The organism is Rubrivivax sp. A210 (assembly GCF_904426505.1).
In the GTDB taxonomy this organism is placed as follows: Bacteria; Pseudomonadota; Gammaproteobacteria; order Burkholderiales; family Burkholderiaceae_C; genus Rubrivivax.
In genome coordinates, this window is record NZ_CAJGBN010000012.1 from 1 (window position 1) to 14,275 (window position 14,275).

Sequence of the window (14,275 nt, forward strand, 5' to 3'; positions counted from 1 at the left end):
CTAGATTCCTTCATGGCCCGTCTCCTTGCAAGTTCGCAACGACCTGACCGCCTGTCGGCCAGGTGCATTGGTGTAGCTCGGCACGCCAACGGCGCGCAACCTACGTCATTGCAGGGGACGGGCCGCCAGATTTCGCGTAGCCATTCTGTCTAGGCCGCTCAGCGGGCGGGTCGAGATCGACGACGCCTACCTCGGTGGTGAGCGATCCGGGGGCAAGTCCGGACGAGGCTCGGAGAACAAGGTGCCGTTCGTCGTGGCACTGCAGACGGTGGCCGGCGGCGCGCCGCACCTGCTGTGCATGGCGCAGCTGCCGTTTCGCCGCACCGCTATCGCCGAGTTCGCCGCCGCGCACTTGGTCAGGCCGCTGAGCGTGGTCTCCGATGGCCTCGACTGCTTCCGGGCGACCGCCAATCATGGGCTGCAAGAGCGCATCGTCACCGGCGGTGGTAAGGCCAGTACGGCGTTGCCGGATTTCAAGTGGCTGAATACGGTGCTCGGCAATTTCAAGACGGCCCTGGCAGGTACGTACCACGCCTTCAAGTTCGGCCAGTACGCGTCCCGCTATCTGGCCGAGGTCCAGTTCCGCTTCAATCGACGCTACCGCATGGATCGCATGCTGCCGCGCATACTGCGCGCGTTGGTCGTGGCCAAGCCTTGCCACGAGGCGAGCATCCGGTCTCCGGATGCTCCTTGCTAATCAGGTCGCGTGCTGCCTCACTGATTCGATCATCAGCCACGAAGCCAAGTTTTCCCGGGGCGAGGTCACTTTGTGTCGAACCCGGGGCGTCGTCGCCCGCAGGCTACATGCTGCGCCGGTACTGCCCCCCCACCTCGAACAATGCATTCGTGATCTGGCCAAGGCTGCAACAGCGCACCGCGTCCATCAGTACCGCGAAGACATTGGCGTTGTTGATCACCGCCTGCTGCAGCCGCGCCAGCTGGGCCGGGGCCTCGTGGGCGTGGCGGGCGTGAAAATCGGCCAGACGCTGAAGCTGGCTCTGCTTTTCTTCCTCGGTGCTGCGCGCCAGCTCGATGCTCTCGGGCAGCTTGTCGCCGGCCGTGCTGCGGAAAGTGTTGACGCCGACGATGGGGTACTCGCCGGTGTGCTTGAGCATCTCGTAATGCATGCTCTCTTCCTGGATCTTGCCGCGCTGGTAGCCGGTCTCCATAGCGCCCAGCACGCCGCCACGTTCAGCGATCTTCTCGAACTCGCTCAGCACCGCCTCTTCCACCAGTTCGGTCAGCTCGTCGATGATGAAGGCGCCCTGGTTGGGGTTCTCGTTCTTGGCCAGGCCCCACTCGCGGTTGATGATGAGCTGGATGGCCATCGCGCGGCGCACGCTGTCTTCCGTCGGCGTTGTGATCGCTTCATCGAAGGCATTCGTGTGCAGGCTGTTGCAGTTGTCGTAGATGGCAATCAGGGCCTGCAGCGTGGTGCGGATGTCGTTGAACTGGATCTCCTGAGCGTGCAGGCTGCGGCCGCTGGTCTGGATGTGGTATTTCAGCTTCTGGCTGCGCTCGTTCGCGCCATAGCGGTCACGCAGGGCCACCGCCCAGATGCGGCGCGCCACGCGGCCCAGCACGGTGTACTCGGGGTCCATGCCGTTGCTGAAGAAGAAGCTCAGGTTGGGCGCGAAATCGTCGATGTGCATGCCGCGGGCCAGGTAGGCCTCGACGAAGGTGAAACCGTTGCTCAGCGTGAAGGCCAGCTGGCTGATCGGGTTGGCCCCGGCCTCGGCGATGTGGTAGCCGCTGATGCTGACCGAGTAGAAGTTGCGCACGTCGTGGTGCACGAAGTACTCGGCGATGTCGCCCATCACCTTCAGGCTGAACTCGGTGCTGAAGATGCAGGTGTTCTGGCCCTGGTCTTCCTTCAGGATGTCGGCCTGCACCGTGCCGCGCACATTGGCCAGGGTCCAGGCGCGGATCTTCTGCGCTTCGTCGTCGGTGGGCTCGCGGCCATTGTCGGCCTTGAACTTGCCCAGGTTCTGGTCGATGGCCGCGTTCATGAACATCGCCAGGATGCTGGGCGCCGGGCCGTTGATAGTCATGCTCACGCTGGTGGCCGGGTGCGTGAGGTCGAAGCCGCCGTACAGCACCTTCAGGTCGTCGATGGTGGCGATGCTGACGCCGGAGTTGCCCACCTTGCCGTAGATGTCGGGCCGCGGGTCGGGGTCGTTGCCGTAGAGGGTGACGCTGTCGAAGGCGGTAGACAGGCGCTTGGCCGGCATCCCTTCGCTCAGCAGCTTGAAGCGCCGGTTGGTGCGGAAGGCGTCGCCCTCACCGGCGAACATGCGCGTCGGGTCTTCGTTCTCGCGCTTGAAGGCAAAGGTGCCGGCGCTGTACGGAAAGCTGCCCGGCACGTTGTCGAGCAGCAGCCACTTGAGCAGCTCGCCGTGGCATTCGTAGGCGGGCAGCGCCACCTTGCGGATCTTGCTGCCGGACAGCGTGGTGTGCGTGAGCGCGGTGCGAATCTCCTTGTCGCGGATCTTCACCACGTACTCGTCGCCGGCATAGGCCTTCTGCATGTCGGGCCACATGGCCAGCAGCTTGCGGGCGGCGGGGTCGAGCTGGGCCTCGCGCTGTTCGGCCAGGTTGATGGCGGCCTCGGCGGCGCGCGGCTTGTCCGGCTTGCCGATCGACAGCATCGCCGCGGCGGCGCGCAACTGCTGGATCTCGCGTGCCAGGCGGCTCTGCGCAAGGGCGCGCTTCTTGTAGCCGCGCACGGTGTCGGCGATGTCGGCCAGGTAGCGCACGCGGGCGCCGGGGACGATGGGCACCTGGTGCGTGCTGTGGCGGGTGTCGACGCGCGGCAGGCGGCCCTCGGTGGTCTTCAACCCCAGCGCGGCCAGGCGCGGCAGCAGGGCCTTGTAGAGCGCGGTGACGCCGTCGTCATTGAAGCGGCTGGCCATGGTGCCGAAGACCGGCATCTGCTCGGGCGGCAACTTGAAGGCCTCTTTATTGCGCTGCACCTGCTTGGCGACATCGCGCAGCGCATCCAGGCTGCCCTTGCGGTCGAACTTGTTGATGGCCACGAACTCGGCGAAGTCGAGCATGTCGATCTTCTCGAGCTGGCTGGCGGCGCCGAACTCCGGCGTCATCACATACATCGGCACGTCCACCAGCGGCACGATGGCGGCGTCGCCCTGGCCTATGCCCGAGGTCTCGACGACGATGAGGTCGAAGCTGGCCGCCTGGCAGGCCGCCAGCACATCGGGCAGGGCCTGGCTGATCTCGCTGCCGTAGTCGCGCGTGGCCAGGCTGCGCATGAAGACGCGGGCGCCGCCTTGCCAGGGCGCGATGGCATTCATGCGGATGCGGTCGCCCAGCAGCGCGCCGCCGCTCTTGCGCCGGCTGGGGTCGATGCTGATCACGGCGATGCGCAGCGCATCGCCCTGGTCCAGGCGCAGGCGGCGGATCAGCTCGTCGGTGAGGCTGCTCTTGCCGGCGCCACCGGTGCCGGTGATGCCCAGCACCGGGGCGGTCTTGGGCGCGGCAGCAATGGCGGCCCTGAAGGCTTGGCTGGCGCTGCCGTTCTCGAGCGCGGTGATGGCCTGGGACAGGGCGCGCCAGGCGGCATCGCCATGGCCCTGGAGCGCTGCGACATCCAGGGGCGCATGCACCGAGAGATCGCTGTCGCAGCGCATCACCATCTCGCCGATCATGCCGGCCAGGCCCATGCGCTGACCGTCCTCGGGGCTGTAGATGCGGGTCACGCCATAGGCCTGCAGTTCACGGATCTCGGCCGGCACGATGACGCCGCCACCGCCGCCGAAGACCTGGATGTGGGCGCCGCCGCGCTGGCGCAGCAGATCCACCATGTACTTGAAGTACTCGACGTGGCCGCCCTGGTAGCTGCTGATGGCGATGCCCTGCACGTCTTCCTGCAGCGCCGCGGTAACGACCTCGTCGACCGAGCGGTTATGGCCCAGGTGGATGACCTCGGCGCCCATGCCCTGCAGGATGCGCCGCATGATGTTGATGGCCGCGTCGTGGCCGTCGAACAGTGAGGCCGCGGTGACGAAGCGCACCTTGTGCGTGGGGCGGTAGGCGGCCAGGGCCTGGTAGTCGGCGGAAAGATCGGTCATGGCGTGGCTCTCGGTGAGGCGCGTCGGACGGCGGGCGGGCGTGGGGCCTGACGTTTACGTAAACGTCAACCACGGATGATGCCATGTCGCGCATTTATGCAGGCTGACAAAGCGCCTCTACGGGTACTCGCTCATGGTTAACCCCGACAATCGCAAGCCGGGGGTGGGCCTGGCCGCTGTTAGGCTGGCGCGCCCGCATTGGGGCTGCCATTTGAACCGCGCTTTTCATGACTTTTCTTGCCCTCGACATCGGCAACACCCGCCTGAAGTGGGCGCTCTACACCGCACCGCATCCGGGCGCCGTGCTGATGCAGCATGGCGCGGTCTTCCTGGAAACCATAGACGAGTTGGCCGAGCGCCACTGGAAGACGCTGCCCGTGCCCTCCACCATGCTGGGCTGCATGGTCGCCGGCGACGCCGTGCGCCGCCGCGTCGAAGACCAGATGGAGCTGTGGGATCTCGAGCCCCACTGGGTGGTTCCGGCCGCCCACGAAGCGGGGCTCAAGAACGGCTATGAGCACCCCAGCCGCCTGGGCGCCGACCGCTGGGCGGCGCTGGCCGGTGCGCGCTCGCGCGTCATGGCCTCCGGCGCGTCGCGCCCGGCCCTGGTGGTGATGGTGGGCACGGCGGTGACGGTGGACGCGCTTGACGCCGAGGGCCGCTTTCTTGGCGGCCTCATCCTGCCCGGCTTCGGCCTCATGCTGCGCGCGCTGGAGCAGGGCACGGCCGGCCTCAAGGTGCCCACCGGCGAGGTGGTCGACTTTCCCACCAACACCAGCGACGCGCTGATGAGCGGCGGCGCCAACGCAATCGCCGGCGCCATCGAACGCCAGCACCGGCGGCTGATCATGCGCACCGGCCAGGAACCCCTGCTGCTGATGACGGGTGGCGCCGCCACCAAGCTGGCGCCCATCACCGACCTGCGCTTCGAGACCGTGGACACGCTGATCTTCGAAGGCCTGCTGCTGATGCAATCGCGCCGGCTGGCGCTTTGAGTCAAGCTCGCCGGCGGGCGCCTTGAAACGCGCCCGCCGGCGTGGGCCTCGCCCGAGGCTCAGCTGGTGATGTAGGTCTCGAGCTGGGCGATGGTGGTCTCGTGCTCGGCAATGATGTCGTCCATCAGGTCGCGGATCGAGATCATGCCCAGCACGGTGCTGCCGTCCACCACGGGCAGGTGGCGAATCTTCTTTTCGCTCATCAGCGCCATGCAGTCGCGTGTGCCGGTCTTGGAGCCGACGGTGACGACGTTGCGCGTCATGATGTCGGCGACGCTCGTTTCCTTGGAATTGCGGCCCTGCAGTGCAACCTTTCGCGTGTAGTCGCGCTCCGAGATCACGCCGACCAGGCGGCCTCCTTCCATCACCATCAGCGCACCGACCTCATAGCCCGCCAGCAGCTCGAGCGCGCCGAACACGGTTTCTTCGGGCCGCACATGCCAGAGCGTGCCTTGATGTTTCTTGAGCAGTTCGGATACGGGTTTCATGCTGGCACCTCCTTGCAAGCGGGCCGCCAGATTAACCGATCTCGGGCGCCGCGCAAGTGCCGGCAACACGCTGTGCAGATGCACGATTTCGTGCTTGCGCACTCGGCCCCTCCGGGCCGTCCCCGAGCTGGTGCGACCCCTATCATCGCGGCCATGCAGCGCACCACGCCGAGGCTCTGGGACATCTCGCCGCCCGTGGGCGCGGGCAGCCCCGTATTCCCGGGCGACACGCCCTTTGCCAGCACCTGGGTGGCGCGCATCTCACCAGGCTGCCCGGTCAATGTCAGCACGCTCACGTTGAGCCCGCACACCGGCGCCCATGCCGATGCCCCGCTGCACTACGACGACGCCGGCGCCGCCGCAGGCGCGTTGTCGCTCGAACCCTACCTGGGCCCCTGTCGCGTGATCCACGCCATCGGCGCGCGCCCGCTCATCGCCCTGCACCACCTGGCCCATGCCCTGGACGACCTACCGCCACGCGTGCTGGTGCGCTGCTATGAGCGTGCGCCGCAAGACCACTTCGACCCTGCGCTGCCGGCCTTCGAGGCCGCCGCGGTGGAGGCCCTGGCCGACCTCGGCGTGCTGCTGATCGGCATCGACAGCGCCAGCGTCGACCCCGCCGACAGCAAGACCTTGCCCAGCCATCAGGTGCTGCGCCGACGTGGCCTGCGCGTGCTGGAGAACCTGGTGCTCGACGCGGTGTCCGAAGGCGATTACGAACTGATCGCGCTGCCACTCAGGCTGGTGCAGGCCGACGCCTCGCCGGTGCGGGCCGTGTTGCGCGCCTGGCGCTGAATCCGCGACTCCGTCTTCAATCCACAGGAATGAGCATGAACCGAGAGCAAGCCCTGGCACTGGACGCCGCCGACACGCTGGCGCCGCTGCGCGAGCTGTTCAGCCTGCCGGACGGCCTGATCTACCTGGACGGCAACTCGCTGGGCGTGCTGCCGCGCGCCACCGCGGCGCGCGTGCAGGCCGTGGTGACGCAGGAATGGGGCTGCGACCTCATCCGCAGCTGGAACAGTGCCGGCTGGATGGACCTGCCCCAGCGCATCGGCGACAAGATCGCGCGCCTGGTGGGCGCCGGCGCCGGTGAGCTGGTGGTGGCCGATTCGACCAGCGTCAACCTCTTCAAGGTGCTGAGCGCGGCACTCGCGATTGCCGCCGCCGACGCACCGCAGCGTCGCCGCATCGTCAGCGAGCGCAGCAATTTCCCTACCGATCTCTACATCGCAGAATCGCTGGCGCGCCAGCGCGGGCTGGAGCTGGTGCTGGCCGAGCCCGACGAGATCACCGGCCTGATGGACGAGCGCGTCGCAGTGCTGATGCTCACCCATGTCAACTACCGCACAGGCCGCCTGCACGACATGGCCGCGCTCTCGCAGGCGGCCCATGAAGCTGGCGCCCTGGCCGTGTGGGATCTGGCGCACAGCGCCGGCGCGGTGCCGGTGGACCTGCGCGGCGATGGCGCTGATTTCGCCGTCGGCTGCGGCTACAAGTATCTCAATGGCGGGCCCGGCGCGCCGGCCTTCGTCTGGTGCCACCCGCGCCACGCCGAGCGCTTCTGGCAGCCGCTGGCCGGTTGGATGGGCCACGCCGCGCCCTTCGAGTTCACGCCCGGCTACCGGCCCGCTGCGGGCATCGCGCGCTATTTGTGCGGCACGCCGGCCGTGCTGTCGCTGGCGGCACTGGAATGCGGCGTCGACACCCTGCTCGCCGCCGAACCCCTGGGCGGCATGGCCGCGCTGCGCGCCAAGTCGCTGGCGCTGACAAGTCTCTTCGCCGCGCGAGTGCAGGCACTGTGCCCCGAGCTGGCCCTGATCTCGCCGCCGCAAGACGTCCGCCGCGGCAGCCAGGTCTGCCTGGCGCACGGTGAGATCGCCTACCCGGTGGTGCAGGCGCTCATCGCACGCGGCGTGATTGGCGATTTCAGGGCCGGAGACCCATCGCACCCTGCGGGCGCGGTGGACATCCTGCGCTTCGGCTTCACGCCGCTGTATCTGCGCTTCGCCGACGCCTGGGACGCCGCCGAGCATCTGCACCAGGTGCTGTCCACCGGCGAATGGCGCCAGCCGGCGTTCATTCAGCGCCGGGCCGTGACCTGATGCCGGGCCGCTGTCGCCATCACAATGGCTGGCGACAGCGGCGGTCACGGAACCGTCATGCCGCCCGACTAGGGTCGTTGACCGCTTTTTCTGAATGGCCGTTCTCATGCAAAAGATCGAAGAAGAGCTCCTGCGCCGCATCCACGAAGACCTGCGCGACGATCTGGACGAAGAGTTGGAGCTCGAGGTCGAAGACCGCAAGGTCGACCAGATCGCGGCCGCCGAAGCGGGCATGGTGGGCTTGCAGGACGATGAGTTCCGCCGCCGCTACTTCCGCGAGCTGTTCAGGCTGCAGGGTGAGCTGGTCAAGCTGCAGGACTGGGTCGTGGCCACCAGGCACAAGGTGGTGATCCTCTTCGAAGGCCGTGACGCCGCCGGCAAGGGCGGCGTCATCAAGCGCATCACCCAGCGCCTGAACCCGCGCGTCTGCCGCGTGGCCGCGCTGCCGGCACCCAATGACCGAGAGCGCACGCAGTGGTATTTCCAGCGCTATGTCAGCCACCTGCCCGCCGGTGGCGAGATCGTGCTCTTCGACCGCAGTTGGTACAACCGCGCCGGCGTCGAGCGCGTGATGGGTTTTTGCACCGACGACCAGTACGAGGAGTTCTTCCGCTCGGCGCCCGAGTTCGAGCGCATGCTGGTGCGCTCGGGCATACAGCTCATCAAGTACTGGTTCTCGATCTCCGACGACGAGCAGCGCATCCGTTTCCTCGGCCGCATCCACGACCCGCTCAAGCAGTGGAAGCTGAGCCCCATGGACCTGGAATCGCGCCGCCGCTGGGAGGAATACACCAAGGCCAAGGAAGTGATGCTCGAGCGCACGCACATCGATGAGGCGCCCTGGTGGATCGTCAAGGCCGACGACAAGAAGCGGGCGCGCCTGAACTGCATCCACCACCTGCTCGACCAGATGCCCTATACCGAGGTCCAGCACCCGACCATAGCGCTGCCCGACCGCGAGCGCCGCGAGGACTACACGCGCAACCCCGTGCCTGAGGACATCATCGTTCCCGAGTACTACTGATTGGTGGCAACCCGCGGCCGGCCGGGGATGGCTCTCCCACCTAGAATTTGCCACCCCCGCGCCCGGAGCCGCCCATGGACACCCGCACCTCCCCGTTCCGCCAGCGCATTGCGCGGCTGCAGGAAGCGCTGACGCGCGAAGGCCTGCACGCGCTGCTGGTGCCGTCCAGCGACCCCCATCTGAGCGAATACCTGCCCGAGCACTGGCAGGGCCGCCAGTGGCTGTCGGGCTTTACCGGATCGATGGGCACGCTGGTGGTCTGCACTGACCGCGCCGCGCTCTTTGCCGACAGCCGCTACTGGGTGCAGGCCGAGGCCGAACTGGCCGGCAGCGGCATCGCCCTCGTGAAGATCCCCACCGGCGCCTCGACCCTGCATGTCGACTGGCTGGTGGCGCAGACGCCACGCGCCGCCACCGTGGCTGTCGACGGCCAGGTGCTGGGCCTGGCCGCCGCCGCCAGCCTGAGCCAGGCCCTGGCCGCGGCCGGCGTGCGCCTGCGCACCGACCTCGACCTGTTGGATGCGCTGTGGCCCGAGCGCCCTTCCCTGCCGGCCCAGCCGGTCTATGAGCACGCGGCGCCGCACGCCACGCAGCCGCGCAGCGAACGCCTGGCTGCGCTGCGCCAGGCCATGGCCGAGCGCGGCGCCAGCCACCACTTCGTCTCCACCGTCGACGACATCGCCTGGATCACCAACCTGCGCGGCAGTGACGTGTCCTACAACCCGGTCTTCCTGGCCCATCTGCTGATCGACGCCCAGGGCGCGACGCTCTTCGTCGGCGCCGGCAAGGTGGATGAGGCGCTCGCGGCCCGCCTGGCCGCCGACGGCATCCATCTCGCGCCCTATGGCCGGGCCGGCGCGGCGCTGGCGGCGCTGCCCACCGGCAGCCGCCTATGGCTTGACCCGCGCCGCATCACCCATGGCCTGCGTGCCCAGGTGGCGCCGGGCTGCGCGGTGCTGGAGGCCCTCAACCCGAGCACCCTGCTCAAGAGCCGCAAGAGCACCGCCGAGGCCGCCTTCATCCGCGAGGCCATGGTCGAGGACGGCGCCGCGATGTGCGAGTTCTATGCCGGCTTCGAGGCCGCGCTGGCCGCTGGCGAGCGCCTGACCGAGTTGACCGTGGACGAGCGCCTGAGCGCCGCGCGGGCGCGCCGCCGCGGCTTCATGGGGCTGAGCTTCCCGGTCATCGCCGGCTTCAATGCCAATGGCGCCATGCCCCACTACCGCGCCACACCCGAATCGCATGCCGTGATCACCGGCGACGGCCTGCTGCTCATCGACAGCGGCGGCCAGTACCTGGGAGGTACCACCGACATCACGCGCGTCTGGCCCATCGGCACGCCCAGCGCCGCCATGAAGCGCGACTACACCCTGGTGCTCAAGGGCACGCTCAACCTCTCGCGCACGCGCTTTCCGCGCGGCACGCTCAGCCCCACGCTGGACGCCATCGCGCGCCAGCCGCTGTGGGATCAGGGCATCGAGTTCGGCCACGGCACCGGCCACGGCGTCGGCTACTTCCTGGCCGTACACGAAGGCCCGCAAAGCATCAGCAAGACCACGCCCGAGGCCGCAATGGCCATGGAGCCTGGCATGGTCACTTCCATCGAGCCGGGCGTCTACCGCACCGGCCAATGGGGCGTGCGCATCGAGAACCTGGTGCTCAACGTGCCGGCCACCACGCCCGAGGCCGGGGCCTTTGGCGACTTCCTCGAATTCGAGACGCTGACGTTGTGCCCCATAGACACGCGCTGCATCGCCATCAACCTGCTGCGCGCCGACGAGATCGCCTGGCTCAACGCCTACCACGCCACCGTGCGCGAACGCCTGGCGCCCCATGTGGCCGGTGCGGCGCGTGCCTGGCTGCTGGAACGCACCGAGCCCATCTGAATGGCCGGCGCACCCTTGGCCCTGGGCGTGGACCTGGGCGGCACCAAGATTGCCGCCGCCCTGCTGGACGAGGACGGGCGCACGCTGTGGCAGGCGCGCTGGGCCACGCCCCAGGGCGATTACGCCGCCACCCTGGCCACCGTGCAAACTGCCGTTCAGGCGGCGCACCAGGCCGCCGAGGGCAGGCCCTTCAGCATAGGCTGCGGCACGCCCGGCACCCAGACCGCCGCCGGGCTGATGAAGAACTGCAACTCCACCTGCCTGATAGGCCGGCCGCTGCAGGCCGACCTCATGGCCTTGCTCGGCCAGCCGGTGGTGCTGGCCAATGACGCCAACTGCCTGGCGCTGTCAGAGGCCACCGATGGCGCAGGCGCCGGCGCCGGCGTGGTGTTCGCCGTCATCCTGGGCACCGGGGCCGGCGCCGGCATCGCGGTACACGGCCGCGTGCTGAGCGGCCCCAACGGCCTGGCCGGCGAATGGGGCCACAACCCCCTGCCCTGGGGCACACCGGGTGAAGACCCGCCCTGGGCCTGCTACTGCGGCCAGCGGCATTGCGTCGAGTCCTATGTCAGTGGCAGCGGCCTGGCACAGGACCACCGCCACGTCAACGGCGAAGCCATCGCCGGCGAAGCCATCGTGCAGCGTGCCGCCGCCGGCGATGCGGCCTGCGCCGCCACGCTGGAGCGCCACGCGCGCCGTCTGGCGCGTGCCCTGGCGGCCATCGTCAACCTGCTCGACCCCGACGTCATCGTGCTCGGCGGCGGGCTCTCCCGCATGGTCCATCTGTACGAGCGCGTGCCGGCGCAGTGGGGCCAGTGGGTCTTTGCTGCCGGCGGCCACGAGCCGGTCCACACGCAGCTGTTGGCCAGCGTACACGGCGACGCCTCGGGCGTGCGCGGCGCGGCTTGGATAGGGCGGCAGGCGGCGCGGGGCTGAGCGAGGCCGCGCGCCACCGTCACCACTACAGCAGCACGATGTCGTACTGCTCCGGGTTCATCGTCGGCTCGGCGCTCAGGCTGATTGGCCGGCCGATGAATTCCGACAGTCCCACGATGTGGACGCTTTCCTCGTCCAGCAGCATCTCCACCACCGCGGCGCTGGCGATGACGCGGAATTCCTTGGGGCTGAATTGCCGCGCCTCGCGCAGGATCTCGCGCAGGATGTCGTAGCAGACGCTGCGCGCGGTCTTCACCTGGCCGCGGCCCTGGCAGGTGGGGCAGGGTTCGCACAGCATGTGGGCCAGGCTTTCGCGCGTGCGCTTGCGCGTCATCTCCACCAGGCCCAACTGGGTAAAGCCGCTCACCGTGGTGCGCGTGCGGTCGCGCGCCAGCTGCTTGCGCAGTTCGGCCAGCACCGCCTGCTGGTGGTCTTCGCGCGTCATGTCGATGAAGTCGGCGATGATGATGCCGCCCAGGTTGCGCAGCCGCAGCTGGCGGGCCATCGCGCCGGCCGCCTCGAGATTGGTCTTGAAGATGGTGTCGTCGAAATTGCGCGCGCCGACGAAGCCGCCGGTGTTGACGTCCACCGTCGTCAGCGCCTCGGTCTGGTCGATGATGAGGTAGCCGCCACTCTTGAGATCGACCCGCCGCGCCAGCGCGCGTGCCAGCTCTTCCTCGATGCCGAAGAGATCGAAGATGGGCCGCTCGCCGCGGTAGAGGTCGAGCTTGCTCACCGTGCCCGGCATGTAGGTGTCGCCAAAGGCCTTGAGGGCGTCGAACTGCAGCCGGCTGTCGATGCGAATGGTCTGCGTGGCCTCGTTGGCCAGGTCGCGCAGCACGCGCTCGGCCAGGCTCAGGTCCTGGTGCAGCAGGCTGCCCGGCGGCTTGGTCTGGGCGCGTTCGCGGACCAAGGTCCAGGCGCGGCGCAAGTAGGCGATGTCGTCGGCGAGCTCGGTGTCGCTCGCCTCCTCGGCATTGGTGCGCAGGATGAAGCCGCCACCGCCGCCGTCCTCGGGCCGGCCCACCAGGGCCTGCATGCGCGTGCGCAGCTGCTCGCGGTGCTCGTGGCTGCCGATCTTCTGGCTGATGCCGATGTGGTTGTCGTGCGGCAGGTGGACCAGCATGCGTCCGGCGATGCTGACCTGGGTCGACAGGCGAGCGCCCTTGGTGCCGATGGCGTCCTTGATGACCTGCACCGTGAGCGTCTGGCCTTCGAAGACCTGGCGCTCGATGGGCACCGGCAGGCCTTCGGGTCGGGCGTCGGGGCGCGGGCCGCCGTTGCCGCCGTGCAGGTCAGCCACATGCAGGAAGGCGGCTCGCTCGAGGCCGATGTCGACGAAGGCGCTCTGCATGCCCGGCAGCACGCGCACCACCTTGCCCAGATAGACGTTGCCAACCAGCCCGCGCTCCAGCGTGCGCTCGATGTGCAGCTCCTGCACGGCGCCGTTCTCGACCACGGCCACGCGCGTCTCCTGCGGCGACCAGTTGATGAGGATGTCCTGGTTTGGCATCGCAGTTAAATCCTCAGCAGCACGTTGGCACGGGCCAGCAGCTGCGTGGTCTCGAAGAGGGGCAGGCCCATGATGCCGGTGTAGCTGCCCTCGATGCGCTCGACCCAGGCCGAGGCGCGGCCCTGGATGGCATAGGCGCCGGCCTTGCCCATGGGCTCGCCGCCCTCGACGTAGTTGCGGATGCGCAGGTCGGACAGCTCGGCAAAGCGCACGCGCGACAGGCTCAGCCTCATCTCGTTGGTGAAGCCCGAGCCCACGGCCACCGCGGTGAGCACGCGGTGGGTGCGCCCCGAGAGCGCGCGCAGCATGGCCGCAGCGTCGTCGGCGTCGCGCGGCTTGCCCAGGATGCGCCGGCCCAGGGCCACCGTGGTGTCGGCCGTGAGGATGGGCGCCTTGGGCAGGCCCAGGAGCTCGAGCCGGCGCTGCGCGGCAAACAGCTTGAGCAGCGTCACGCGCCGCACATAGGCCTCGGGCAACTCGCCGCCAAGGGCGTCTTCCAGGACTTCGACGTCCTCGCCCGGCGCTGGCGGCAGCAGGCGGTGCTGCACGCCCAGCTGATCAAGCAACTGGGCACGGCGCGGGCTTTGCGAGGCCAGGTAAACGAAGGGGTGAAAGGGCATGGGGCGCGATTGTCCACGCCCGCCCGCTTGCCAGGCGGCCCTTACTCGCGGTGGTAGGGATGTCCCTCGAGCACCGACCAGGCGCGGTACAGCGCCTCGGCCAGCAACACCCGCGCAAAGGCGTGGGCCAGGGTCAGGTCCGACAGGCGCAAGGTCTCGTCGGCACCGTTCACGAGGGCGGGGTCCAGGCCGTCGGGGCCGCCAATCAGCAACGCCACGTCGCCGCCCTGGGCGCGCCAGCCGCGCATGCGCTCGGCCAACTGGCGGCTGGTGGCGGTGCTGCCGCGCTCGTCCAGCACCACCCGGCGCGCGCCCTTGGGCAGGGCGGCGGTGATGCGCTGGGCCTCGGCCGCCATGCACTGCGCCGCGGTCTTGCCGCCGCTGCGCGGCTCGGCCTTCAGCGCCTTGATCTCCAGCCGCATCTCGGGCGGAAAGCGCTTGGCGAAATCGGCCCAGGCGGCATCGGCCCAGGCCGGCTGACGCTGGCCTATGGCCACCACCAGCAGCTTCATCGCCTCATACGGATTCGCCTTCAACCGTCCGACGTCGTTGGGTCGCCTTGCCGTGCTGAAGCACTGTCTTCGGCTCCCCGCCTGGTCATACGGTCGAATGCAAACCCG

General features: G+C 68.7%; 11 protein-coding genes and 1 pseudogene. 7 read left to right on the forward strand and 5 right to left on the reverse strand.

The window, feature by feature from the left end; genetic code table 11:
• Nucleotides 1-157 precede the first annotated feature (157 nt).
• Nucleotides 158-697, forward strand: a pseudogene (locus tag JMV16_RS08630) (IS1595 family transposase); the annotation flags it as partial.
• 103 nt (nucleotides 698-800) lie between these two features.
• Here the strand turns inward: JMV16_RS08630 and icmF are convergent.
• The gene (icmF, locus tag JMV16_RS08635) at nucleotides 801-4,088 is read right to left on the reverse strand and encodes a fused isobutyryl-CoA mutase/GTPase IcmF (protein WP_201493853.1); all 3,288 of its coding nucleotides are present in this window, start codon (nucleotides 4,086-4,088) and stop codon (nucleotides 801-803) included.
• A 227-nt stretch (nucleotides 4,089-4,315) separates the two neighbouring features.
• Between icmF and JMV16_RS08640 the strand changes: the two genes are divergently transcribed.
• Nucleotides 4,316-5,083: a type III pantothenate kinase gene (locus JMV16_RS08640; RefSeq protein WP_201493854.1), complete on the forward strand. Its 768-nt coding sequence runs from the start codon at nucleotides 4,316-4,318 to the stop codon at nucleotides 5,081-5,083.
• A 59-nt stretch (nucleotides 5,084-5,142) separates the two neighbouring features.
• Here the strand turns inward: JMV16_RS08640 and JMV16_RS08645 are convergent, their stop codons facing one another.
• Nucleotides 5,143-5,571 (reverse strand): CBS domain-containing protein, encoded by a 429-nt coding sequence (locus tag JMV16_RS08645; RefSeq protein ID WP_201493855.1) that lies wholly within the window; start codon nucleotides 5,569-5,571, stop codon nucleotides 5,143-5,145.
• Nucleotides 5,572-5,724: 153 nt separating this feature from the next.
• On the opposite strand from JMV16_RS08645, the gene kynB reads away from it, so the two are divergent.
• The 5 genes from kynB (at nucleotide 5,725) to JMV16_RS08670 (ending at nucleotide 11,522) form a co-directional block, all read left to right on the forward strand.
• Nucleotides 5,725-6,366 carry an arylformamidase gene (kynB, locus tag JMV16_RS08650; protein WP_201493856.1) on the forward strand — a complete coding sequence of 214 codons (642 nt, stop codon included), beginning with the start codon at nucleotides 5,725-5,727 and terminating at the stop codon, nucleotides 6,364-6,366.
• Between the two features lie 35 nt (nucleotides 6,367-6,401).
• The gene (gene kynU / locus JMV16_RS08655; RefSeq protein ID WP_201493857.1) at nucleotides 6,402-7,676 is read left to right on the forward strand and encodes a kynureninase; all 1,275 of its coding nucleotides are present in this window, start codon (nucleotides 6,402-6,404) and stop codon (nucleotides 7,674-7,676) included.
• A gap of 106 nt (nucleotides 7,677-7,782) precedes the next feature.
• Complete coding sequence (gene ppk2 / locus JMV16_RS08660; protein WP_201493858.1) at nucleotides 7,783-8,700, forward strand: polyphosphate kinase 2; 918 nt, start codon at nucleotides 7,783-7,785, stop codon at nucleotides 8,698-8,700.
• Between the two features lie 74 nt (nucleotides 8,701-8,774).
• On the forward strand, nucleotides 8,775-10,586 hold the full coding sequence (locus JMV16_RS08665) for an aminopeptidase P family protein (protein ID WP_201493859.1): 1,812 nt from the start codon (nucleotides 8,775-8,777) through the stop codon (nucleotides 10,584-10,586).
• Nucleotides 10,587-11,522 (forward strand): ROK family protein, encoded by a 936-nt coding sequence (locus JMV16_RS08670; RefSeq protein ID WP_201493860.1) that lies wholly within the window; start codon nucleotides 10,587-10,589, stop codon nucleotides 11,520-11,522.
• 25 nt (nucleotides 11,523-11,547) lie between these two features.
• On the opposite strand, the gene rng is transcribed toward JMV16_RS08670, so the two are convergent.
• From rng to rlmH, 3 genes are read right to left on the reverse strand one after another with little or no spacing between them, the layout of a single operon-like run.
• Nucleotides 11,548-13,035: a ribonuclease G gene (rng, locus tag JMV16_RS08675; protein ID WP_201493861.1), complete on the reverse strand. Its 1,488-nt coding sequence runs from the start codon at nucleotides 13,033-13,035 to the stop codon at nucleotides 11,548-11,550.
• Between the two features lie 5 nt (nucleotides 13,036-13,040).
• Nucleotides 13,041-13,655, reverse strand: coding sequence for a Maf family protein (locus tag JMV16_RS08680; protein WP_201493862.1), 615 nt, complete (start codon nucleotides 13,653-13,655; stop codon nucleotides 13,041-13,043).
• A 41-nt stretch (nucleotides 13,656-13,696) separates the two neighbouring features.
• Entirely contained in the window at nucleotides 13,697-14,167 is a 471-nt protein-coding gene (gene rlmH, locus JMV16_RS08685) for a 23S rRNA (pseudouridine(1915)-N(3))-methyltransferase RlmH (protein ID WP_201493863.1), read from the reverse strand.
• Between the last annotated feature and the right edge of the window lie 108 nt (nucleotides 14,168-14,275).

Coding starts and splice junctions, on each gene's coding strand:
- icmF (WP_201493853.1), bottom strand. CDS start 4,088: ATGACCGATCTTTCCGCCGACTACCAGGCCCTGGCCGCCTACCGCCCC.
- JMV16_RS08640 (WP_201493854.1), top strand. CDS start 4,316: ATGACTTTTCTTGCCCTCGACATCGGCAACACCCGCCTGAAGTGGGCG.
- JMV16_RS08645 (WP_201493855.1), bottom strand. CDS start 5,571: ATGAAACCCGTATCCGAACTGCTCAAGAAACATCAAGGCACGCTCTGG.
- kynB (WP_201493856.1), top strand. CDS start 5,725: ATGCAGCGCACCACGCCGAGGCTCTGGGACATCTCGCCGCCCGTGGGC.
- kynU (WP_201493857.1), top strand. CDS start 6,402: ATGAACCGAGAGCAAGCCCTGGCACTGGACGCCGCCGACACGCTGGCG.
- ppk2 (WP_201493858.1), top strand. CDS start 7,783: ATGCAAAAGATCGAAGAAGAGCTCCTGCGCCGCATCCACGAAGACCTG.
- JMV16_RS08665 (WP_201493859.1), top strand. CDS start 8,775: ATGGACACCCGCACCTCCCCGTTCCGCCAGCGCATTGCGCGGCTGCAG.
- JMV16_RS08670 (WP_201493860.1), top strand. CDS start 10,587: ATGGCCGGCGCACCCTTGGCCCTGGGCGTGGACCTGGGCGGCACCAAG.
- rng (WP_201493861.1), bottom strand. CDS start 13,035: ATGCCAAACCAGGACATCCTCATCAACTGGTCGCCGCAGGAGACGCGC.
- JMV16_RS08680 (WP_201493862.1), bottom strand. CDS start 13,655: ATGCCCTTTCACCCCTTCGTTTACCTGGCCTCGCAAAGCCCGCGCCGT.
- rlmH (WP_201493863.1), bottom strand. CDS start 14,167: ATGAAGCTGCTGGTGGTGGCCATAGGCCAGCGTCAGCCGGCCTGGGCC.